The organism is Polynucleobacter kasalickyi (assembly GCF_900176405.1).
GTDB classification, from domain to species: Bacteria; Pseudomonadota; Gammaproteobacteria; order Burkholderiales; family Burkholderiaceae; genus Polynucleobacter; species Polynucleobacter kasalickyi.
Map to the genome: position 1 here is coordinate 130955 of NZ_FWXJ01000007.1, position 22096 is coordinate 153050.

General features: G+C 39.8%; 19 protein-coding genes. 12 read left to right on the forward strand and 7 right to left on the reverse strand.

What is annotated here, in order from left to right; translation table 11 throughout:
- Positions 1–11 precede the first annotated feature (11 nt).
- Both B8983_RS08060 and B8983_RS08065 read right to left on the reverse strand, forming a co-directional pair.
- On the reverse strand, positions 12–1004 hold the full coding sequence (locus B8983_RS08060) for a Bug family tripartite tricarboxylate transporter substrate binding protein (protein ID WP_084283631.1): 993 nt from the start codon (positions 1002–1004) through the stop codon (positions 12–14).
- A gap of 147 nt (positions 1005–1151) precedes the next feature.
- Entirely contained in the window at positions 1152–3044 is a 1893-nt protein-coding gene (locus tag B8983_RS08065) for an acyltransferase family protein (protein ID WP_084283632.1), read from the reverse strand.
- Positions 3045–3237: 193 nt separating this feature from the next.
- Here B8983_RS08065 and B8983_RS08070 point away from each other — a divergent pair, with 193 nt between their 5' ends.
- Positions 3238–4146, forward strand: coding sequence for an NAD(P)H-hydrate dehydratase (locus B8983_RS08070; RefSeq protein WP_084283633.1), 909 nt, complete (start codon positions 3238–3240; stop codon positions 4144–4146).
- A 29-nt stretch (positions 4147–4175) separates the two neighbouring features.
- On the opposite strand, the gene B8983_RS08075 is transcribed toward B8983_RS08070, so the two are convergent.
- Positions 4176–5921, reverse strand: a complete 1746-nt coding sequence (locus tag B8983_RS08075; RefSeq protein ID WP_234986947.1) for a CocE/NonD family hydrolase — start codon at positions 5919–5921, stop codon at positions 4176–4178.
- Between the two features lie 260 nt (positions 5922–6181).
- Here B8983_RS08075 and B8983_RS08080 point away from each other — a divergent pair, with 260 nt between their 5' ends.
- The 6 genes from B8983_RS08080 (at position 6182) to B8983_RS08105 (ending at position 11927) form a co-directional block, all read left to right on the forward strand.
- Entirely contained in the window at positions 6182–7189 is a 1008-nt protein-coding gene (locus tag B8983_RS08080; protein ID WP_439650341.1) for a sulfate ABC transporter substrate-binding protein, read from the forward strand.
- Positions 7190–7319: 130 nt separating this feature from the next.
- Positions 7320–8156 carry a sulfate ABC transporter permease subunit CysT gene (gene cysT, locus B8983_RS08085; RefSeq protein ID WP_084283635.1) on the forward strand — a complete coding sequence of 279 codons (837 nt, stop codon included), beginning with the start codon at positions 7320–7322 and terminating at the stop codon, positions 8154–8156.
- Entirely contained in the window at positions 8156–9031 is an 876-nt protein-coding gene (gene cysW, locus B8983_RS08090) for a sulfate ABC transporter permease subunit CysW (protein ID WP_084283636.1), read from the forward strand. The genes cysT and cysW overlap by 1 nt, the downstream gene beginning before the upstream one ends.
- Positions 9028–10119, forward strand: a complete 1092-nt coding sequence (locus B8983_RS08095; RefSeq protein WP_084283637.1) for a sulfate/molybdate ABC transporter ATP-binding protein — start codon at positions 9028–9030, stop codon at positions 10117–10119. Before cysW ends, B8983_RS08095 begins: the two co-directional genes overlap by 4 nt.
- Positions 10120–10132: 13 nt before the next feature.
- Positions 10133–11074 carry a CysB family HTH-type transcriptional regulator gene (locus B8983_RS08100; RefSeq protein ID WP_084283638.1) on the forward strand — a complete coding sequence of 314 codons (942 nt, stop codon included), beginning with the start codon at positions 10133–10135 and terminating at the stop codon, positions 11072–11074.
- 88 nt (positions 11075–11162) lie between these two features.
- On the forward strand, positions 11163–11927 hold the full coding sequence (locus B8983_RS08105; RefSeq protein WP_084283639.1) for a class II aldolase/adducin family protein: 765 nt from the start codon (positions 11163–11165) through the stop codon (positions 11925–11927).
- A 4-nt stretch (positions 11928–11931) separates the two neighbouring features.
- Here B8983_RS08105 and B8983_RS08110 read toward each other — a convergent pair whose 3' ends face one another.
- Positions 11932–12912 (reverse strand): Bug family tripartite tricarboxylate transporter substrate binding protein, encoded by a 981-nt coding sequence (locus tag B8983_RS08110; RefSeq protein ID WP_084283640.1) that lies wholly within the window; start codon positions 12910–12912, stop codon positions 11932–11934.
- 26 nt (positions 12913–12938) lie between these two features.
- The gene (locus tag B8983_RS08115) at positions 12939–13949 is read right to left on the reverse strand and encodes a ketopantoate reductase family protein (RefSeq protein ID WP_084283641.1); all 1011 of its coding nucleotides are present in this window, start codon (positions 13947–13949) and stop codon (positions 12939–12941) included.
- A 309-nt stretch (positions 13950–14258) separates the two neighbouring features.
- Here B8983_RS08115 and B8983_RS08120 point away from each other — a divergent pair, with 309 nt between their 5' ends.
- Entirely contained in the window at positions 14259–16355 is a 2097-nt protein-coding gene (locus B8983_RS08120; protein WP_234986949.1) for an alkyl/aryl-sulfatase, read from the forward strand.
- Positions 16356–16598: 243 nt separating this feature from the next.
- Positions 16599–18023: a carbohydrate porin gene (locus tag B8983_RS08125; protein WP_084283643.1), complete on the forward strand. Its 1425-nt coding sequence runs from the start codon at positions 16599–16601 to the stop codon at positions 18021–18023.
- Positions 18024–18106: 83 nt separating this feature from the next.
- Here the strand turns inward: B8983_RS08125 and B8983_RS08130 are convergent, their stop codons facing one another.
- Complete coding sequence (locus B8983_RS08130) at positions 18107–18706, reverse strand: alternative oxidase (RefSeq protein WP_084283644.1); 600 nt, start codon at positions 18704–18706, stop codon at positions 18107–18109.
- Positions 18707–18824: 118 nt separating this feature from the next.
- On the reverse strand, positions 18825–19064 hold the full coding sequence (locus B8983_RS08135; protein ID WP_143736134.1) for a hypothetical protein: 240 nt from the start codon (positions 19062–19064) through the stop codon (positions 18825–18827).
- Positions 19065–19605: 541 nt separating this feature from the next.
- Between B8983_RS08135 and sorT the strand changes: the two genes are divergently transcribed.
- The 3 genes from sorT (at position 19606) to B8983_RS08150 (ending at position 22025) form a co-directional block, all read left to right on the forward strand.
- Positions 19606–20817: a SorT family sulfite dehydrogenase catalytic subunit gene (gene sorT / locus B8983_RS08140; RefSeq protein ID WP_084283660.1), complete on the forward strand. Its 1212-nt coding sequence runs from the start codon at positions 19606–19608 to the stop codon at positions 20815–20817.
- A 71-nt stretch (positions 20818–20888) separates the two neighbouring features.
- Complete coding sequence (gene sorU, locus B8983_RS08145) at positions 20889–21155, forward strand: SorU family sulfite dehydrogenase c-type cytochrome subunit (RefSeq protein ID WP_234986950.1); 267 nt, start codon at positions 20889–20891, stop codon at positions 21153–21155.
- Between the two features lie 375 nt (positions 21156–21530).
- Positions 21531–22025, forward strand: coding sequence for a chloride channel protein (locus tag B8983_RS08150; RefSeq protein ID WP_084283647.1), 495 nt, complete (start codon positions 21531–21533; stop codon positions 22023–22025).
- Positions 22026–22096: the final 71 nt, after the last annotated feature.

Genomic DNA, 22096 nt, shown 5'->3' on the forward strand with positions numbered 1-22096 from the left:
TTTCTGATTATTTAATCGGCATCAATACGTTGTTCTTTGATGATTTTAGCCCACTTAGCCCGATCAGAAAGCATTTGGTCTTTAAATTGCATTGCAGAACCGCCACCCACTTCGGCTCCATTACTCACTAATTGTTTAATCACTTCAGGATCTTTCAGTGTTTTGTTGAGTGCCGTATTTAACTTTTCTAAAATTTGTGGGGGAAGATTTTTAGGACCGTAAAAACCCCAAATATTTTCAGAAACGAAATTACCCAAATTGTAAGAACCACCAATTTCCATGAGGGTTGGTACATTAGGTAATAATGCTGTTCTTTTACGACTTGTCACTGCCAAAACAGTTAATTTACCATCTTGAATACTTGGTAAGGCTGAGACTAATGCATCAAACAAAACTTGTACCTTGCCTGAAATAAGGTCTGGCATCGACAAACTAGAACCCTTGTAAGGAATATGCAGCATATGGGTGCCAGTATCAGAATTAAACATCTCACCTGTTAAATGCATAATGGTGCCAGTACCAGCAGATGAATAATTCAATCCATCAGGATGTGCTTTTGCATAAGCCATAAACTCAGGTAAATTTTTAACGCCAATTTGTTTTGTCACTAAAAATACGTGGGGAGAAGTTGCCGCATGAATAATCGGTGTAAAGTCAGCATCATAATCAAATGGGACCTTTTTCGCTAAGGCAGCCCCAATAGCGTGGGTACTGGAAGAAGTAATTAACAGCGTATAACCATCAGACTTGGCCTTGGCAACAACATCACAACCAATACTTCCACCTGCGCCTGGGCGATTATCAACAATGACACTTTGACCTAACTGTGCAGACAGCGACTTCGAAATAATACGAGCCACAATATCTGTTGAGCCACCGGCTGGGAACGGCGTGATCAAAGTAATCGAACGGCTAGGATAATCCGAACTTTGCGCAAAAGCGCTCTGAGCAAAAAGTGTCTGTAAAACAATTCCGAAAGCAACGATTAATTGATTGGTTTTCATGCAATGCTCCTTCAAAATGACTCTAGAAAAGGTGATTCTAGAGGTCTATCCTATCAGACCATTTGCATTTGCACCATTGTGAAACATGAAGCATCGAGTCAGTGAAATTTGGTGCGCCAAATTGAATAACTGAGCTGGGATTGTTTACTAAGGGGGAAGAATTAAAGAGCCTTGGAAGTCTTTAAAAACTTGAATCGACCCTGAAGTTGTCAAATAACCACGCTCACGATATAGCAACATCCCATCTTGGGACTGAATTTGGCACTCATTTGCTGAACAAACTACTGGAAAAGTATCAAAAGTTTTAATTTGCATTTGCGATAAAAGTTGTTTTAATTCAGCTCTCCATTCAAAAAAATGCTGAGGAATCTCACTCACAGCTTGAGAGCATTTACTTCTCAACACGGGTCTAAATGGCGGCATGCCCACACACTCGATGGGGTCAAAATTAATTTCAGGTGGCGGATATATAAATATGACCTGCTTTCCGTAGTTTTTCATTTCAGAAATGGTACTTCGCAGATCTCTCAAAAAACTAGTCCGGTCGGAAACATGCGGGGCTCTCATCGACAAGATCATCGTTTTCACCTTTTGATCATGAATCAGTCCAGTGATTAATCGATGCATTTGCTCCGAGGTATCATTTTGTAGAACTTGACTATCTATATTTTTTAGCAAGGGCTTTTGTCCAGGCCAGCCCAGCATGACAATTTTCTTTCCTTCTAATTTATAAACACTTGCCAAGCCTTCATAACTATTGTGGGCGATGCTATCGCCGATTAAAGCAATCTCAACTGGAGAGCTCTCATCTGAAGATCGACAAAATTTAGGAGTGTATTGATCAAAATTTTTCAAACACGCTTTATCAACCTGAGGTGGACGCCCCCCAAAGGCATCTTTAATATGTTTTTCTCTGAAACTCAAACCATCTCTCGAGTAAACGCTCCAACCTTGACTGGCAATAAAAACCAACAACAGCACAAGAATAATGGTCACTTTCTTCGTGCCATATCGAACATGACGCTCAATGAATCGATAGGTTAAATACGCTAAAAGAACTGCTAGACCAATCAGCTCCAATTTATAAGAGGCACTAAGTCTACCATTCGTAATAATTTGTCCAAATGATATCAAGGGCCAATGCCACAAATACAAGGGATAACTAATGATCCCAACCCAAACCATCATAGGATTAGCTAGGGTGTGTTTAATAATCGCTGAGTCTTGACTGAATAAAATGAAACTTAAGGTACCAAGAGTCGTCAAAATCCCTAGTAAAACAGAATGCGTCTGATGGGTGTTCGCTAATAAAATGACTAAGGTAAATAAAACTACTCCCAGGCCAATCACATAATCGGCATACTCTAACTTCCACTTTGTCAGGATTGATTGATATTGAAAGCTTAATAAGGCACAAATAGAGCCAACTTGAAATTCCCAAAAGCGATTAAACGAAAGGTAAAAAGCACCATTAATATCTTTTGATAAGAAAAAAATATTAAAACCAATAGAAATCAAAAGAACTATAAAAGCAAGCCTTAATAGATTGAACTGGTATTTAAAAGCAGCCCAAAGTAAGACTGGCCAAAACACATAAAATTGAATTTCTACTGAAAGTGACCACAAGTGCAACAAAGGCTTAGTCATCGCCTGCGTGTCAAAATAACCACTCTCTTGCCACAAGACAAAATTTAGAAAAAATCCAAGCGCAGCAAAAATATGTTTGCCTAAAACCGCAAATTCTTTGGCATAAAACGCAAACCAACTAAATGCGAAACAAGCGAGGATGACGATAATGAGTGCTGGAAACAGTCGCTTAATACGTCTGCTATAAAACAACGATAAGTTGAATTTCCCTTGAGTAAGGTCATTGGTGATCAATGAGGTAATTAAAAAGCCTGAAATAACAAAAAAAATATCGACGCCTAGAAACCCCCAAGGAAATACCTCAGGAAAAGCATGATAAGCAATCACATTGATGACTGCTAATGCTCTTAACCCATCGATCTCAGGACGATACCAATAAGAAGTATTTGTCATTTATAAATTTTATTCGCTGAAAAGCCAATACTACCCCAAATAAATAAGGACTGATTTTACAGAAAGACTGTAATTTGCTAATTAAACGTAGAATAATAAGTCTAGTTGCTTATTGAACCACAAGTTTTTACCCTCTAGATTCCTACTTGCACCAAATCGTTTTAAAGATTAGAAAACAATTTTGGAGAACATCATGCTTAAAGCTCTTCCCGAAAATATTGAGGTCAACGACCTGATACAGCGACTAGACCGGGGACCAGCAGAACATAAGGGAAATGCTGGCAAAGCCCTCCTGGTTGGTGGAGATACTGGTATGGCTGGTGCCCTATTGCTTGCAGGACAGTCCTGTCTCTATCTAGGTGCTGGTTGGACGATGTTGCAAATGCTGGATCATCACTCTGCACATGCTAATTCAAATCACCCAGAGTTGATGATTAGCCAAGCTTCGATCAAGAGTGCCACGAAGTTGCAGGATTTGAAAGCAGATGTGCTTGGTATTGGTCCAGGTCTTGGACAGTCTGAATTAGCGCAAACCTACTTGACATCAATCCTAACTTTACCTAATGCGCCGGTAGTGATTGACGCTGATGCAATCAATTTGATAGCCAGTTCAGAAAATAATCTGTTATTGTTAAAAATCAGAAATCAACGTTTCCCTCATCGAACTATTTTGACACCTCATCCAGGTGAAGCTGCAAAACTTCTCAAGACTGATGTCGCCACCATTCAAAAAAATCGCCTGCAGGCCATCAATCGACTCGTTGAGCTCACTCAGTCCATTGTGGTTCTAAAAGGTCAACATACCCTAATTGCTAGCCCTGATCATTCCCCATTCGTATGCCAAGCAGGCAACCCAGGTATGGCCACGGGTGGAATGGGTGATATTTTGACGGGTTGTATCGTAGCAATTGCGGCTCAGGGCATTCATCATCATCTAGATTTATGGGAGTCCAGTTGTATCGCAGTGCATCTTCACGCCTTAGCGGCTGACCAATTAGTAAAAAAAGGAGTCGGACCAATTGGCCTAACTCCTTCTGAGACGATGATTGAAATGAGATCAATCATTAATCAGCAATTAAAGCAACTTAATGCTTCTCACTGATTTCTATCAGATCTCACTTTAAAGAGAACTTACTTCTTTTTGGGAATCACGGGTAACAGCAAATACGCTTGATGTTTTGGCCCCATATGTAAAGTTACATCCGTATTAAAGACTGCTGGTGGACGATCCGTTTCATCATCATGTAAGAACGGCCCACAACCACGTAACGGATTTTTGGTGTTGGATAAGAAGCCTGCTTCACCATCATATTCGTAGTCTTTACCACGAATCGTCAAGGCGATGCTGTACCCTTTAGGAACAACGATACAAGTTGGCCAAATCTCGACATCTAATTGATAGACCTCACCGGGAACGAGGGGCTGTTTTTCATCATGCTGATGCCACGGACGATATGGCAAGCTCTTTTTCTTATCCAATTTACGATGTGAAGCACGCAACCAACCTTGTGCAATCGGGGTATGAGGATCCATCGCGCCTTGAAAGGTGACTTCTTTATTGTCAGGATCAAAGACTCTGACAACGGCAAAAATATCGGCATCATTCGTTTTGGACGAAACAAATATCTTCAGTGCAATTGGACCTGTAATCTCAACATCTTGTTTTTGTGGAGGAAATGCAAACGTGACCCCATCACCCGTGGTGTCGTAAGTAACTGATTGTTGTTCTTTCACTGGATCTTGCAAAAAGCTCATCGATGCAGTATCTAAATGCAATTTGGTCCAAACAGTACGCGCTAATGGCCATTCATTTTCATGACGCTTTACAAATTTCTCTCCTGGACTTCTCACTTGAAGAGTGATAGGAGGCGTTTTGTTCCAACCATTCTTTTTACCTTTTAAAAAGTAATCAAAGAATTTCTTCTGTAACAAACGTCCATAATCTGTGTAAAAAGGTGCCCAATGAGAATCGCCGTGTACTTCCATCCATTTGTTTTTGGATGCACTACGTACAAATCCTTCCATATTGCCGCGACCATGTAATCCTTGACCACCCCAGTTTGCCGCAGAGAGTAAAGGTACAGTTACCTTTGACAAGTCGGCAGTTCTCTCCGCATACCAATCACAATTCATTTCTTGATCAAGTACGCGTTGCCAAATATTTTCAACATTTTTAGCTAGCTCTTCTTTTGACAATGTTACTGGGCCACAAACTGTTTCACCAGTGACACGACTGCGCTTACCATTGTCTCCAACTCCATGCTGAACCGTTTTCACTTGGATTTCCATCCAGTTTTTTCTGAAAGTACATGCAATACCCCCATGACGATGCGATTCGCGATAGGCATCATTCCATCCCTCCCAAACGCAAATCGCTTTTAAATGCTTTGGCTTGGATGCTGCTGCACGCCATTGATTACTGGCGAAATAAGAAATACCATTCATCCCAATATTAGAATTGGACCATGCTTGCTTAGCCGCCCATTCAATGCATAAATGAATATCTTTGGTTTCACGAGCATTGTTATGATCCATAAAGCCTGGTGATCGACCAGCACCCCTCGAATCAATTCGAATACATGCATACCCATCTGGCACCCACTTCTCTGGATCGACTACTTCCCAGCTTTGATATAAATTAGAAGACCCTGCTAGCACGTCAGGATTATTTTTCTCCATCGATTCCCAAGCGGTTTTGTAACCCTCTTGGAAAGCCAACCCTTTACCATAGGGGCCATAAGTCAAAATTGCTGGATATTTACCCTTTTTTTTCGGTCTAAAAATATCAGCTCTAAGAACTAAGCCATCATCCATCTGAATTGGAACATCCCACTCAACAATCATTCCATCACGTACTTCAGACTTATATGCATCCATGTATTTCTCCATTTTATTAATATTTTCAATTTAAGAGTTCGTCTAAACGAATCATCCTGTCAAGTTTACTAAATTTATCACTAAGGGAGAATACTTCTGGTATTTCCTTGTTGAAAATGCCCATTTTGAAGGCAATCTCTTGGAAAGAATAAAAAAAATCTCTATCAAGGTCTTCAGTCATTTTTTATCTAAGTATTCCATTTTTTAATATTTCACAATCTAAATAATTGGTATTACATTGATTTCATTCATTGAAAGGAATTCTTGTGAACATTAGAAAAATATCAAAAATCTTCTCAGCTCTGTTGTTAGGTGCGGGAATTATCAACAGTGCTATTGCCCAGCAATCAATACTAAACGTATCTTACGATCCAACCCGTGAGTTATATCAAAGTTATGATAAATTTTTCTTAAATGACTGGAAAAAAAATACTGGTCAAGTTATTTCAATCAAACAATCACATGGTGGTTCAGGTAAACAAGCCCGAGCAGTATTAGATGGTTTAGATGCGGATGTAGTTACCCTAGCACTTGCATATGACATAGATATCTTGGCGGAAAAAGGTTTGGTCGCTAAAGATTGGCAAAAAAAATTCAAAGACAATTCCTCTCCCTACACCTCTACTATCGTATTTTTAGTAAGGAAGGGTAACCCGAAAGGGATTAAAGATTGGAATGATTTAATCAAACCAGGTATCGAGGTAATAACTCCCAACCCCAAAACTTCTGGGGGAGCACGTTGGAATTATCTTGCTGCTTGGGCTTATGCACTTGCTCAAGGAAACGATGACACTCAAGCAAAAGCATTTGTCAAAAAAGTTTATGCCAATGTCAAAGTACTAGACTCTGGAGCTAGGGGTGCCACCACCACTTTCACGGAGCGTAGCATTGGAGATGTTCTGATTGCCTGGGAAAACGAAGCCTATTTAGCAGTAAAAGAATTAGGCCCCAAAGAATATGAAATTATTACTCCATCTATTTCGATCCTAGCTGAACCACCTGTAGCGATCGTTGATAAAGTAGTCGACAAAAAAGGGACCCGTAAAGTGGCAACAGCATACCTGGAAAATCTTTATTCTCCAGAGGGTCAAGAGATTGCTGCAAAAAATTACTATCGCCCAAGAGACCCCAAAGTGGCAGCCAAATATGCTAATCAATTTGCAAAAGTCAAATTAGTTACGATCGACAAGGTTTTTGGTGGTTGGCAAAATGCACAAAAAAAGCACTTTAATGACGGCGGAATTTTTGACGAAATTATTCTAAAGTAAGAATGATAAATATTACTAATAGTGCTCACTGATCAGCACTATTAGTTTTATAAACCTATATTCAATTTTCATATAAGGTCATAAAGTTTTCTTCTTTGCCTTTTTTTCATTGAATCTCTAGACTTGTCTCATGTTAAATGTAAAGAAAAATAGCCTCTTCCCAGGGTTTGGTTTGTCACTGGGCTACACGATTGTGTACCTATCAATCATCGTATTAATTCCTTTGTCAGCAATTATTTTAAAAACGACTAGTCTGACTTTGTCGGCTTTTATCGACGTGATTGCTTCTCCTAGAGTATTAGCCTCTTTTCGCTTAAGTTTTGGTATGGCGTTAGTGGCTGGCCTAATTAATGCATTTTTTGGATTACTACTTGCATGGGCCCTAGTTAGATATAGTTTTATTGGGAAAAATTTGATTGACGCCCTAGTGGATTTACCATTTGCGCTCCCAACTGCCGTAACGGGTATTGCATTAACTGCCCTTTATTCTAAAAATGGTTGGATTGGCAGTCATCTTGAGCCCTTAGGTATCAAAATTGCCTTTACGCCTTGGGGCATTCTAATCGCACTCATCTTTATTGGTTTACCCTTTGTAGTTCGAACAGTCCAACCGATTCTTGAAGAAATTGAATTAGAGCTTGAAGAAGCAGCAGCTAGCCTTGGTGCTAGTCGTTTACAAACTTTTAGAAAAGTTATCCTACCGATTTTATTACCAGCATTACTAACTGGCTTTGCTCTCGCCTTTGCCAGAGGGGTTGGAGAGTATGGCTCAGTTATTTTTATTGCTGGCAATATCCCAATGGTTTCAGAAATTACCCCGCTAATGATTATTACTAAGCTCGAACAATATGACTATGTTGGTGCCACCGCTATCGCATCTGTCATGCTCCTCATTTCATTATGTCTATTATTTACTATTAATGGCCTTCAGTCATGGACTGCAAAACGAACTGGAAGGGTTAGATAATGAGTACGATGAATCGTTTTGAAAAAAGTTCTGCTACTAAAGACTCCCTGCTAGTAAAGTCTTTAGTACTGATTTTCTCTTTAATTTTTTTTGGTGTTTTCTTATTATTACCTTTACTCGCCGTATTTTTCGAAGCATTGCATAAAGGCTGGGAGTATTATGTTAACGCGGTAACGGAACCAGATAACTGGTCTGCTATCCAATTAACTTTATTAGCAGCTGGTATTTCAGTACCACTTAACTTAGTCTTTGGTGTAGCTGCATCTTGGGCAATTACAAAGTTTGATTTTAGAGGTAAACAACTTCTCATAACTCTCATTGATCTACCATTTTCAGTATCTCCAGTTGTTGCAGGTTTAATTTTTGTATTAGTATTCGGCGCACAAGGCTGGTTTGGATCTTGGTTATCAGATAACGATATCAAAATTATTTTTGCTGTGCCTGGCATCGTTCTTGCCACCATTTTTGTCACATTCCCATTTGTAGCACGCGAACTCATTCCATTAATGGAAGCCCAAGGTCGAGACGAAGAAGAAGCGGCAATTGTATTAGGTGCGAGTGGTTGGCAAACGTTTCGATATGTCACATTACCAAATATTAAGTGGGGATTGTTATATGGCGTGATTCTATGTAACGCCAGAGCCATGGGGGAGTTTGGCGCAGTATCTGTTGTTTCAGGGCATATTCGGGGCTATACCAACACGATTCCTTTACAAGTGGAAATTCTTTATAACGAATATAACTATGTAGCGGCATTCGCTGTTGCATCGCTATTAGCATTGTTAGCCTTAGTCACATTAGCAGCAAAAAGCTATGTTGAATGGCAACAAAAAACAGAGTTAAATGCAGCCCCAGTCATTGAAGGTATCTTATGAGTATTCAAGTAAAAAATATCAATAAATCTTTTGGCAATTTTATTGCTTTAAACAATGTATCTCTCAACTTCCCTTCAGGAGAACTCGTCGCTTTACTGGGACCATCAGGTTGCGGTAAGACCACTCTTTTAAGAATCATTGCGGGTTTAGAAACACCGAATAGTGGTAGCATCGTTTTAGATGGCGTTGATACCTCGCTAACATCTGTTCGTGAGCGTCAAGTTGGTTTTGTGTTTCAACACTATGCTCTGTTCAAACACATGACTGTATTTGATAACGTAGCATTTGGGTTGCAAGTGAAAAATCGCAAAGAACGACTCAGCAAAGAAGCAATCGCTCATAAAGTTCATGAGTTGTTAAATTTAGTGCAACTCGATTGGCTACATGATCGTTTTCCGGCTCAATTATCGGGAGGCCAAAGGCAACGTATTGCTTTAGCTCGCGCTTTGGCGGTAGAGCCAAAGGTCTTATTGCTCGATGAGCCCTTTGGAGCTTTGGATGCAAAAGTTCGTAAGGAACTTCGTCGTTGGTTACGTAAGCTCCATGATGACTTACACATTACTTCTATTTTTGTCACTCATGACCAAGAAGAAGCCTTAGAGGTAGCTGATCGAGTTGTTCTTATGAACAAGGGTAATATCGAACAAATTGGTACCCCTGATGAAGTTTATGATCATCCAGCTACGCCTTTTGTATATGGCTTTTTAGGTAATGTGAATCTTTTTCATGGGCGAGTTGATGGGCCCAATATTTTAGTTGGTCGAGAGAAACTTCAGCATGATCATTCAAATGAAATGGCACAGGGTGCATCAGTATTAGCATTTGCTAGACCATATGAATTAGAGCTCTCAGACATTGAGACCACTACAGACGGAGTAATCGCCAAGATAGATCGAATTCTAGTATTGGGTCTTAACGCCAAAATCGAGCTGTCCGCTTTATCAGAAGAAAGCTCTACCTTAACTCCACAGTTTTATGAAGTTGAAATGCCAAGGGCTGATGTCAATCAACGCGGTCTAAAAGAAGGACAAATTGTCCGAATCAATCCATCTTATTTACGTATTTTTGAAAAAACACAATCAAATTAGTTAAAACAAAATTATGAATTTTCAGCAATTAAGAATCATCCGTGAAACAGTAAGAAAAAACTTTAATTTAACGGAAGTAGCAAATACTCTTTTTACATCTCAATCGGGAGTTAGTAAACACATATTAGATTTAGAAGATGAATTAGGTGTTGAACTTTTTATCAGAAAAGGTAAAAGACTTCTTGGTTTAACAGAGCCTGGACAAGAACTACTCCAAATGGTCGAACGGATATTACTTGAATCAAACAATATTAAGCAATTGGGAAAACAATTTAGTGATAGTGACAAAGGTCAACTGACGATTGCCACCACACACACTCAAGCTAGATATGCGTTACCTAAAGTGGTCAGTGAGTTTAAGAAAAAATATCCAAACGTCCATCTAGCGCTTCATCAAGGAAGCCCAACAGAAATTGTGCAAATGTTGATTGAGGGGAAAGCCGATTTTGGAATAGCTACTGAATCGCTAGACCAATATCCTGAGTTAATCACCTTTCCCTATTACAGTTGGCATCATGCAATTATTGCACCTAAAAACCACGCCCTCACTAAGCTGAAGAAAATCAATCTTGAAAATTTATCAGAGTATCCTATTGTTACCTACCATGAGGGCTTTACAGGACGTAAGTCGATTGATGAAGCTTTTCTAACCGCCAATATTACTCCAGATATCGTCATGTCAGCGTTAGATGCCGATGTAATTAAAACTTACGTCGAACTAGGGCTTGGTGTTGGTATTATTGCCTCAATGGCTTATCAAGCTGAGCGAGATAAGAACTTGGTATTATTAAATAGTACCCATCTCTTCCCCACAAATACCACAAAGATTGCTTTGCGACGTGGTTATTTTTTAAGAGGATTTGCACATGATTTTATTGAATTATGTTCGCCAGAACTTACTAAAGAAAATTTAAAATTAGCTTTACATCCTGTGCTTGATAGCTATATAGATTAAGTTGTTAACCTCAAATAACCGTAAGATTTCATCATCGATAAAATAGTATCTATAATAAAAAAAAGTATAACTAGATTGGAGACAAACCATGGATTTTTCTAATAAGGATGTTCGCAGTAAAGTAAGTGAAGCGGAGTGGGAAACTCGCGTCAATCTTGCAGCTTGCTATCGATTTGCTGCTCACTTTAAGATGACGGATTTAATTTACACGCATATCTCGGCGAAAGTTCCTGGATCAGATAACCATTTTTTACTCAATGCTTTTGGTCTCATGTGGGATGAAGTACAAGCTTCCAATTTAGTAAAAATCACTCTGGATGGTGAAATCGTTGATGATCCTACTGGTTTAGGCTTTAATCAAGCCGGGTTTGTGATTCATAGTGCTATCCATGAAGCACGGACTGATGTCCATTGTGTGATGCACACTCATACTGCTGCAGGTGTTGGTGTTTCTGCTCAAGAACATGGATTACTGCCTATCTCTCAACATGCCATGCGACTTACCAACAATGTGGCTTATCATGCCTATGAAGGCGTTGCCCTGAACTTAGAAGAGCGTCAGCGTTTGGTTGCAGATATTGGGGATAAGATGACGCTCATTTTGTCCAATCATGGCTTACTTACTTGTGGCAGTACCATTCGTGAAGCCTTTGATTACATGTATTACCTAGAACGAGCTTGCCAAATTCAAATTGCTGCCCTCTCTGGTGGTGCAAAATTAATCATCCCAAGCCAAGAAGTTGCTGAAGGTGTTGCTAAGAGTTTTGCTCGACCTGGCTACCAGGAAAGAAAAGGCGAATGGAAAGCATTGCTCCGCATGCTAGACAAGATGGATCCGTCTTATAAAACCTAAAAAATTAGTCCGGCTTAATTTTCCCAGCTTTTATAACTGTTCCCCATTTATCAAGCTCCGTACGTATTTTTTGAGCAGTTTGCTCAGGAGAATTGTTGTATACAAAATAACCCGCATTAATCAGCTTCGCTTGTAACTCCGCATTCGATAATGCCTTGTTAAATTCGACATTCAATTTCTGGATGATAGGGTTTGGAGTACCTGCCGGAGCCATGATAAATTGCAAAGTTTCCCCCTCGACATCGCTAACGCCAGATTCAACTAAGGTAGGAATATCTGGGAGAGCTGGAGACCTAGCATTACTGGTAAAAGCGATGCCAATTAATTTTCCAGACTTCACTTGAGCCATTGCTGGGGGTAAGGTAGAAAAAGCGATCGGTACTTGATTACCCAATACTGCCTGCAGTGCTGGTCCGCCACCATTAAATGGAATATGGGGCATATTTAAATTCAATTTCAACTTTAGCAACTCTGCGCTTAAATGGGGTCCAGAACCACCTCCGGGACTAGCAAAATCATATTTACCTGGATTCGCTTTAATTAGTGCTAAAAACTCTTGAACGTTTTTCGCTGGAAAACTAGGATGAACTACGATCAGATTCGGTGAGCCCGCTGGCATGATAATTGGCGTGAAATCCTTGATGACATCGTATCCTGGATTTGCGTATAAATTAGGATTTATCACCAGATTACTACTGACCAACAAAAGTGTATATCCATCAGGACTGGACCTTGCTACATATTGCATCCCAATGTTTGCAGCAGCGCCAGGTTTACTCTCGATGATTACTGGCTTACCAAGACTTTCACTGAGTGCTTGTCCTAGTAGACGTCCCACAATATCTGAAGGACCGCCTGGAGGGTAAGGGATGACTATTTTAATCGGTCGATTCGGATATTCTTGTGCCTGAAGGGATACATTCAGACTAAAACTTAGACCAATCATTCCAACTACTGTTAACAATCGATTGAATAATTTCATCATTTTCTATCCAAAATATGTAATAAGATTTACTTACCTACCACCCGAATACCACCACCCTCTGCCTGCGCAGTCTGATCCAAAACATCTAAAAATAAAGAAATCATGCGTAAAGTTGGCGTTGGAATTTTTAAAATTTCACCCATTTCGATCACTACTTTAATGATTGCCGCACTTTCAAGAGGCCTACCGGCTCTTATATCTTGCTGCATAGAAGGACTACTTTTGAAATCTCCCTTAGCACTTAATAACTCACTCGCAGGACTGATATCCAACTCAATACCTAATTGCTTAGTAATCGCTAAACTTTCGTGCATGATGGATTGCACTATTTCAGCACCATATGGATGAGCCTCATATCTACCTGGAGGAGATTGGCCAATCGTACACAGCGTATTCCAAACAATATTTCTGAGGAGTTTTTGCCATTTTGCCTTGCGAATATCGGAGACCACTTGAACCCCAAAACCGGTGGAGGTGACCAGTTTTTCAATTTCCAATAATCTAGGACGCATTTGATTATCAACTTCACCGATACTTAACCAAGACTTAGGAACTTTTGGTAGAACGTATTGAGTTGGCCCCACTTTGATGACAGGTCTGAAAATAACCGCCCCAACAATCGACTCCACTGGAATATTTTTGGTCAGTGAGCCATCAGGATCTAAAGTTTGAAGGACTCTGCCACTCCAAGGTGAATCAATGCCACTGAAATACCACCACGGCAACCCATTTTGTATCATCACTAGCGAACCACCTGATGATAATCTAGACATAATATCCTCTGCCGCATCGGCTATTTGCATCGACTTCAGCGTCACAAAAATAATGTCAAAGTTTTTTTCAGTAGAATGAGGATCGATACAACGAATAGGAACTTGCAATTGTTCACCACCCATTTCGCCGTATGTCACGCCATGTTCACGTAAATTCCTGAGATTTTCACCCCTAGCTAAAACACAGACATCCTGATTTGCTTTGGTTAACTCGGCAGTTAACCAACTACCAATTGCCCCCGCTCCATATACTAGAGTTTTCATATTTAATATTTTTTTTAATTGATTTTGTAAAAAGTCTCACTGAATAACAATAACTTCATTTTTGGTTAAATTCAATTCATCTGACCAAATATTTCATATTATTACTAGATGGATGTTCCTTTTCACGATACTCAAATCCACTTGTGACCCAACTTTAGAGCATGACTAGCCTTTTTATATAACGCCAAGTGTCAGAACACTCCATAAAAGTTAATCTATGCCTAAATTCATCAAAACACCAAAAAATAAAGGATGAAACGAATTTTGTGTATATTATTTATTAATTCAAAAATAATAGAAGGAGTATTTGTGAAATCTTTTAAACTTGCGACTTTATTAGCTTTAAGCTTTTCTATCAACTCGGCTTTCGCTGCTGGTGGGGGGGCAATTGTTGCTGACCCTGGCGCTATGGAAGGAAAGCACTTTGACAAGAAAGGTAAGTACCCCTCTACGTACACGATAAAGCTGCAGGAAATGGCTCGTAAATCCTTGCCTTTTGAAGATACCACTGACTATGATGAAGCAAAAAAAGGCTTCATCGCAGCGCCTAGCTACAAACAAATTAAAGCCGAAGCTGGGAATGTGGCATGGGATATGGGTAGCTATGACTTCTTACTTCAAGGTAAAACCTTCGATAGTATTCACCCCTCACTTCAACGCCAAGCTGTTCTCAATATGGCGTATGGTTTATACGAAGTTCTCCCAGGCAAAATATATCAAGTCCGCGGCTTTGACTTAGCAAATATTAGTTTTGTTAAAACCAATACAGGTTGGATTGTTTTTGATCCACTAACGGCCAAAGAAACAGCCAAAGCAGCACTTGACTTCATTAACGAAAAACTTGGTAAACGTCCAGTAGTTGCAGTGGTTTATTCCCACTCCCATGGTGATCACTTCGGTGGGGTTCGCGGCGTCGTCGAAGAAGCAGATGTTAAAGCCGGTAAAGTACAAATTATTGCTCCAGTTGGCTTTATGGAAGCTGCAGTTGCTGAAAACGTCTATGCAGGAAATGCAATGACACGCAGGATGTTTTTTCAGTACGGCGTTTTACTCCCAAGAAGTCCATTTGGGCACGTTGATCAATCCATTGGTAAAAATACTGCTGCAGGTAATTTAGGCTTAATTGAACCAACAAAATATATCACTAACGCTTTTGAATCAATGACGATTGATGGTGTGAAAATGGAATTCCAAAACACCCCTGGTACAGAAGCGCCAGCAGAAATGAATACCTACTTCCCAGAGATGAAAGCGCTTTGGGCCGCGGAAAACATCACAGGAACCATCCATAATATTTATACTCTGCGTGGTGCTTTAGTAAGAGATGCGCTCGCTTGGTCTAAAAATATTAATAACGCTCTGTATCGTTACGGCCCAGATGTTGACGTAATGTTTGCATCCCACTCATGGCCACGCTTTGGTAATGCTCGTATCCAAGATATCATGAGAACTCAACGAGATACCTATGCTTATTTGAATAATGAAGTTCTCCACCATGCAAATCAAGGTGTCACCATCAATGAAATTCAAAACGTATATAAGCTCCCTGATAGTTTGAAGAATAAGTGGGCTGCACACAGTTACCATGGTTCAGAGGAACACAATAGCCGTGCAGTAATTAACCGTTACATTGGTTATTGGGATGGTAATCCAACCACTCTAACTCCCCTTTCCCCTAAGGACTCAGCACCTCTTTATGTTGAAATGATGGGGGGTAGTGCAAAAATTATCGCTAAAGGGAAACAACTTTACAGCCAAGGAAAATATCTGCAAGGTACTGAAATTGTCAATAAACTAGTCTACGCAGAACCGAATAACACGGCAGCAAAAGATTTGCTGGCTGATTTATTTGAGCAAATTGGTTATCAAAAAGAAAGTCCAAGTGTTCGTAACAGCTTCCTAGGTGCCGCCTACGAATTACGTCATGGCATGCCTGCTGGAACCCCACCAAAAGCTAGCGGTCCTGACCTCATTCGCGGGATGCCAACAGAATTATGGCTAAATTCTTTAGCAATTTCGATGGATAGTAGAAAAGTTGCTGGTAAAAAATCTGTGATTAACCTTGAAACCCCTGATAACGGTGAAAAGTTTGTCGTAGAATTGAGTAACTCAGCGCTTACCAATATCAAAGGGCAACAAGCCGCTAAAGCTGATTTAAGCATTACATTAAATCGTGCCGATTTAAACTTAGTAATGGGTGGTACGAAAACTTTTGATCAATTGATTCAAGAAGGTAAAGCAAAGTTTGTTGGTAATCGCCAAGTTTTTGATGACCTCCGCAGTTCACTCACATCCTTCACACCGACCTTTGAGTTAATGCCTGGCACCAAGCCTAAATCCACTCCAGCACCACATGGAAATTTAGATCCGTTAGTGGTGAGAGACTCTGCCGAGCTTGGGGAGTAAAAGCACGAATCTCATTGAAATTATTTAGTAGCTAACAAATAGGACAACCTTTGGGTAGTCCTATTTTTTTAACTGTCGAATCCGAAGTTTGAGCAAAATTTGGTGAGGGGAAGGATACTTTACAGCCTCTAACTTCGGCCAAGGAAAATCTTCAAATACCTGCCTTCATGGCGTTAATTACACTTTGTAACATTTACGCTATATTATTTAGTAACCTTCATCCACTGTGCTTGATTTTGACTCATGTATAAAAATTCTTTATTAGCTGCCATATCGGGAATCACCATTCTTTGCGCTAATACTTCTTATGGAGCCGAAAATATTAGCTTTTCATCTGGAAAATCTGGTGCTTTAAGTGTGCCAGCGGATGATGCTCCAGCAGAATTGACGGATGAAGAGATAGCAAAAAGGTTTAATGTGTTCTATCAAACCACATTTATCGGCCATAGCAAACCTGGAATGAGTGAGCTATACAGTGGTCCAAATAGCATGCAAGCCAGATATGAAACGGGTTATACCTGGACTAATAGTGCGCATATTGGTTGGAAAATAGCACCGCGTACAGAAGCATTTTTAAACGTTGAAGCAGTTTCAGGCGTGCCATTCTCAAACCTACAAGGACTTGGTGGTTTCGCAAATGGTGAAGCTACTAGAGCACAAGGGCCTGACTTAAAGTTTTATAGGCAACGTGCATTTATTCGTCATACTGAGAATTTCTCAGGTGAGCAAAGCAAGCTCACCGAAGAAGCAAATCAGTTTCCAATGCTTGTTGCAGCAAATCGCCTCGTCATTACAGCCGGTAATTTTGCTCTACTTGACGTAATGGATGATAACGAATTTGCAAAAGATCCACGCACTCAATTTTTGAATTGGGGTAATTTCACGCATGCCTCTTTTGATTATGCAGCGGATGCAAGAGGATATGGGTGGGGAATTGCTTTTGAGTGGTACAAAGAGAACTGGGCTTATCGATTTGCGAGAATGACGGTGCCTCGAACGCCCAATGAACTGGTGGTTGATAGTCAATTTTTCGCACATTACGGTGACAATATAGAAATCGAAAGAGGTCATGTAATTCATGATCAACCCGGTAAAGTTCGTTTATTGGCTTACCGTGATCGTCAGATCATGTCTCGCTTTGATGATGCTTTGGCTTTAATACAAACTAACCCTAACCTAATCGGCTCTCAAACCATCTTAAATTCACGTTATGGAGAGCAAGTAAAGATGGGCGTTGGAATTAATATCGAACAGCATCTCACAAAAAATATTGGGGTATATTTCCGGGGCATGATTTCTGATGGACAAACGGAAACTTTGGCTTTTACGGAAGCAGATAATTCCATTTCAACCGGTCTTAGCTTTAATGGCGCACTTTGGAAAAAACCAACCGATACATTTGGTATTTCATTTTTACAAAATGGCCTATCTGATGCTCGTAAAAGTTACTTAGCTGCCGGAGGAGTATCTTTCTTTATTGGCGATACTGCTGGACCAGGACAAACGCTGAATTACGCTCCCGAAAGAATTTTAGAAACCTATTACAGTTGGGGTGTTTATAAAAATGTTTGGTTAACCGCTAATTATCAGCACATCAATAATCCAGCCTACAATGCAGATCGTGGTCCCGCTAACTTCTTCGGGGTGAGATTCCATGCTGAATATTGAGGGTACTTAGGCAAAACTTGAACTACTTGACGCTAAATTGACCGTATAGTTCTCAGTTCTGAATTTTTCTAAAACATTGAGAATTATTTGTCATACTCATTAGCAAATTGATGATTTACATCTCGATGACCTGCTTCATCAGCACGAACGACGAGAACAACATCGCGAAGCGTAGCGTTTGCAGGTAAATTCCAATAGTCAATCGCAATCTGCGGTGCTTTCACATTAGCAATCTTTCCATCATCGATTTCTTTGAGATACTCAGTATATGAATAGACGGCCTCTTCTTCAAAATAGCCCACGATTCTGTGTGCTGTTCTTGGAAAAAATACATAGATAATGAAAAAGAAATTCCAGAAGATGGCTTGAACAACTAACACCAATAGCCTTTCTAAGGCATTTGGTTGGGCAATCTCGATAAAAGTCATCAGATGCATCCGCTCATTTTCAGCTTCAGCTAATAATGTTCGAATTTTCGGACCATAGCCAGTCTGCATCCTCCGCAAACTGGTTAAATGCGTCCACATACCTGCAACCATTCCAGGAACTCCGGCAACAGTTTCCAAAATTACAGCACGATGACCATAACGTTTTTGAAAAAAAGTATCCGCAAAGAAACGCATCATTTTTGTAAATAGCCTTGCGATTTTGTCCGAAATATTAATTGGTTTGTAATGTTCCATTTAATCCTTCTGTAGGATGATTTTGCGAATTGAAGTTGACTCCTTGTTATTTTACAGCGATTATTCACATTTTTCTTATTGACATCCACCTCGACTTGAATAACGAAGCTCCGTCAGCTTAAAATACTGTGAATGGAATAGCTGCCCGAGGACGTAAATTTAAATTCCTGGCATCTTGATTTCCGTAAATACACCAGAACTTAATCTCTTCGCATAAGTATTGAAGATCGGTACAGGATAATTTTTGAATATTATCCAAACTAATGAAACCATCATTCTGAAGATCTTGGATGGCCATCGAATAATCATATTGATTCGTTATATTGAAACCATTAGAAAAAAGCGCGTTAGTTTTCAAAATCATTCTCCCCATTTTTACTTGAAGATATGCTTTTCTTTCCAATTGATATTGATATAACTCAATTTTTCGCTTTACAACATAATTGAGCAATTGATGGCAGTATAGGTATTTTTCGGAGCTTTGATTACTTAACACGATTCGAACGTGAAACTTACCGCTTAGAAGATGAAAAAATATAATTTAAACAAAAACTCAACAAAACTTTACAGTTCCTCATTTGAGATTTTGGATAGTTACTGTGATTTGTGAGGTGTGTTGGCTTTGATTGTTTAGGAATTAGCGTCAACAAGCGATCGGAGAGTAGGAGCATCTAGTTGCTGGTGACTACACTTCCAATTACAGTTCATACAAAATTCTCTTAAAAGAATGGCACCACCGACTTTAAAGTGTGAATGCAAATGCTGATTTAAGGTTAATAATATTTTTACAGAAAGGGCTTTAACAGTTTTATTTATCGGTGATGGATTTATGAAGTTTTGAAGAGTAGAATTCACTGATGAGGCAATAGTGTTGATCATCATAATGAAAGAAAATGACTATGAAAAAATTTCACAATCAGACTCGCCGTAATTTATTGATAAGCAGTGCTAGTTCAATTGCAATTGCAGGCATTGCAAGCTTTCAAAAAACTGTTTTTGCGCAAGCCGCTTCGGACGTAATTAAGCCCCTTCCTTCCTATGTCGCTTGGAAAGATCCGAAAAGTGTGATTATTCATAGTTCGACAACTATTGAAACAAAGCGCTCAGCCTTTGGAACTAGTGTTATAACTCCAACCGAACAACTCTACATTCGTAACAATCTTCCTGCCCCGAATCCAAGTATCGTTGCCAATCGCGATGCATGGGAAATCAGTATTCAAGGCGTCAAAGAACCTCGTGTATTTACCTTGGCTGAGTTAAAAAGTTTAGGATTAGAAACTACAGCCGCAGTGCTTCAGTGTTCCGGTAACGGACGTGGCTATTTCCCTAGTAAGCCTAGCGGGACACCTTGGACCGTAGGTGCGGCAGGTTGTGTTGTTTGGAGTGGCGTGCCTGTTCGACAAGTCGCACAAACTTTAGGAGGAGTTCTTCCTAGTATGAAATTTATTACTGGTACCGGCGGTGAAAAATTACCCGATGGGATTGATCCCAAAAGTATCATCGTCGAACGTTCTGTCCCATTAGCGGCAATGCAGGATGCTCTTTTAGCTTGGGAAATGAACGGTGTCCCCATTCCGCTTGCTCATGGAGGCCCTTTAAGGCTTATCGTCCCGGGTTATGCAGGGGTTAATAATATTAAATACATCAAAGAATTAACATTTAGTGCTCAGGAAAGCGATGCGAAGATTATGTCTCACGGCTATCGTATGACCCCACTTGGTGGCAAAACAGATCCATCACAACCGTCAGTCCAAGAAATGAATATTAAATCTTGGATTAATTCTCCATTTACTGATAACGGTCAGGTGAAGCCCGGTAAAGTTCAAATCCAAGGTGTTGCTTTTGGTGGATTACACGCGGTCAAAGGCGTTGAAGTATCTATCAATGGTGGAAAAACATGGGAACAAGCCCGTTTTGTTGGACCCGACCTAGGGAAATATGCATGGCGACAATTCGTTCTTGAGGTATTGTTAGGCTCTGGAAGCTATACCCTTGCCTCAAGAGCCACCGACACCTCCGGCAAGATCCAACCAGAAACTCGAGGAGAAAATCAAAGTGGTTACAACAACAATAGCTGGGCAGATCACTCATTTAATATCATCGTGGCCTAAGAAATATGTACTGTAGAGATTTTCTGAGATTACTCCCCTTAGCCTTTTTATTCTCAACATCTCATTTTGTGATGGCTGATGAAACGAGTGACTTTATTTTAGGTAAAAAACTTTTTTCATCCGCCATTCCTCCATGTGGAATTTGTCATACCTTAAAGGATGCTGGATCTGAAGGCGCTGTTGGACCAATTTTAGATGAATTAAAACCGAGTCAACTCAGAGTCGTCACCGCCCTCAATAATGGGATTGGAGCAATGCCACCTTTTAAAGGGAAACTTTCTCCCGAAGAAATAAATGCAATTGCAATATACGTTTCCAAAGCAAGTGCGTCTAATTAATTTATCGCTTCATTTACAGGATCTCTAACCGGTCTATCGTACTTCTCCGGTTAAGTAAAACCAGATCGAAACACTCGATCATTGAGAGTATTGTTTAATTTAAAAGATTCATGCAAGGTCATTTGCAGAGTATCCTACAGCCTTGCTCAAATTCATCTCAAATAATCTTAGAGATGCTTTCAGTTTAGTCCCATGATTAAAATAGCAATGCCATAGTTCACCAAGCTAATCCATGGCCTAGGTAAATAAATATAAAGTATCATGAGGCATACAAACTACAAATCTAACGAATCTGACTTGAAGCTCTAAAAATATTTAGTTTCATTCAGAAACATATTCAATCATGCTTGGAATTTCTTCTCTAAAAGAATTTATATGATTCTAAGTTCAATATTCATTGGCCTCATTGTTGGAATCTGCTCTTTAGGGTTTTTCAAGATTGTAGAGTTCATGACGTCCTTATGGATACCAAACCTGCCAACAGACTTAAGTTTCCCTCTCGAGACCTATGATTATAAGATTGGAATGGCACTTTTTATTGGCGCGATCATCGCAGGACAAATCTTAAGCAGGATAGATGGAAATAGACCCAATGGTCCTGCGGATATCATTGTGGCGAGTCATCGAGAAGAAAACCCAAACTTAAAAGATGGTTTTTTAACCGTACTGTTAGCTCTAGTAAGTTTGAGTGGTGGTGCTTCCGTAGGTATTTTTGGACCTTTAGTCCACTTTGGTAGTTGTATCAGTGCTTTGTTAAGTCATCAGTTTAAACATCTCAATAAAAGCATAATAATGAGTATTGGTGCAGGCTCTGCTATTTCAGCAGTTTTTTCTATTCCAATTGGAGAGGCTGTAAATAATTTTGTGTAAGTTGATATTTTGTATTAATCTGCCAACAATGGCAACAAAATGGAAACTTGCAAGATGGACAAAGCGAAATT

What these genes read in the sequence shown, in the direction of transcription:
- B8983_RS08060 (WP_084283631.1), bottom strand. Translation starts at nt 1,004, where the DNA reads ATGAAAACCAATCAATTAATCGTTGCTTTCGGAATTGTTTTACAGACA.
- B8983_RS08065 (WP_084283632.1), bottom strand. Translation starts at nt 3,044, where the DNA reads ATGACAAATACTTCTTATTGGTATCGTCCTGAGATCGATGGGTTAAGA.
- B8983_RS08070 (WP_084283633.1), top strand. Translation starts at nt 3,238, where the DNA reads ATGCTTAAAGCTCTTCCCGAAAATATTGAGGTCAACGACCTGATACAG.
- B8983_RS08075 (WP_234986947.1), bottom strand. Translation starts at nt 5,921, where the DNA reads ATGGATGCATATAAGTCTGAAGTACGTGATGGAATGATTGTTGAGTGG.
- cysT (WP_084283635.1), top strand. Translation starts at nt 7,320, where the DNA reads ATGTTAAATGTAAAGAAAAATAGCCTCTTCCCAGGGTTTGGTTTGTCA.
- cysW (WP_084283636.1), top strand. Translation starts at nt 8,156, where the DNA reads ATGAGTACGATGAATCGTTTTGAAAAAAGTTCTGCTACTAAAGACTCC.
- B8983_RS08095 (WP_084283637.1), top strand. Translation starts at nt 9,028, where the DNA reads ATGAGTATTCAAGTAAAAAATATCAATAAATCTTTTGGCAATTTTATT.
- B8983_RS08100 (WP_084283638.1), top strand. Translation starts at nt 10,133, where the DNA reads ATGAATTTTCAGCAATTAAGAATCATCCGTGAAACAGTAAGAAAAAAC.
- B8983_RS08105 (WP_084283639.1), top strand. Translation starts at nt 11,163, where the DNA reads ATGGATTTTTCTAATAAGGATGTTCGCAGTAAAGTAAGTGAAGCGGAG.
- B8983_RS08110 (WP_084283640.1), bottom strand. Translation starts at nt 12,912, where the DNA reads ATGATGAAATTATTCAATCGATTGTTAACAGTAGTTGGAATGATTGGT.
- B8983_RS08115 (WP_084283641.1), bottom strand. Translation starts at nt 13,949, where the DNA reads ATGAAAACTCTAGTATATGGAGCGGGGGCAATTGGTAGTTGGTTAACT.
- B8983_RS08125 (WP_084283643.1), top strand. Translation starts at nt 16,599, where the DNA reads ATGTATAAAAATTCTTTATTAGCTGCCATATCGGGAATCACCATTCTT.
- B8983_RS08130 (WP_084283644.1), bottom strand. Translation starts at nt 18,706, where the DNA reads ATGGAACATTACAAACCAATTAATATTTCGGACAAAATCGCAAGGCTA.
- sorT (WP_084283660.1), top strand. Translation starts at nt 19,606, where the DNA reads ATGAAAAAATTTCACAATCAGACTCGCCGTAATTTATTGATAAGCAGT.
- sorU (WP_234986950.1), top strand. Translation starts at nt 20,889, where the DNA reads ATGGCTGATGAAACGAGTGACTTTATTTTAGGTAAAAAACTTTTTTCA.
- B8983_RS08150 (WP_084283647.1), top strand. Translation starts at nt 21,531, where the DNA reads ATGATTCTAAGTTCAATATTCATTGGCCTCATTGTTGGAATCTGCTCT.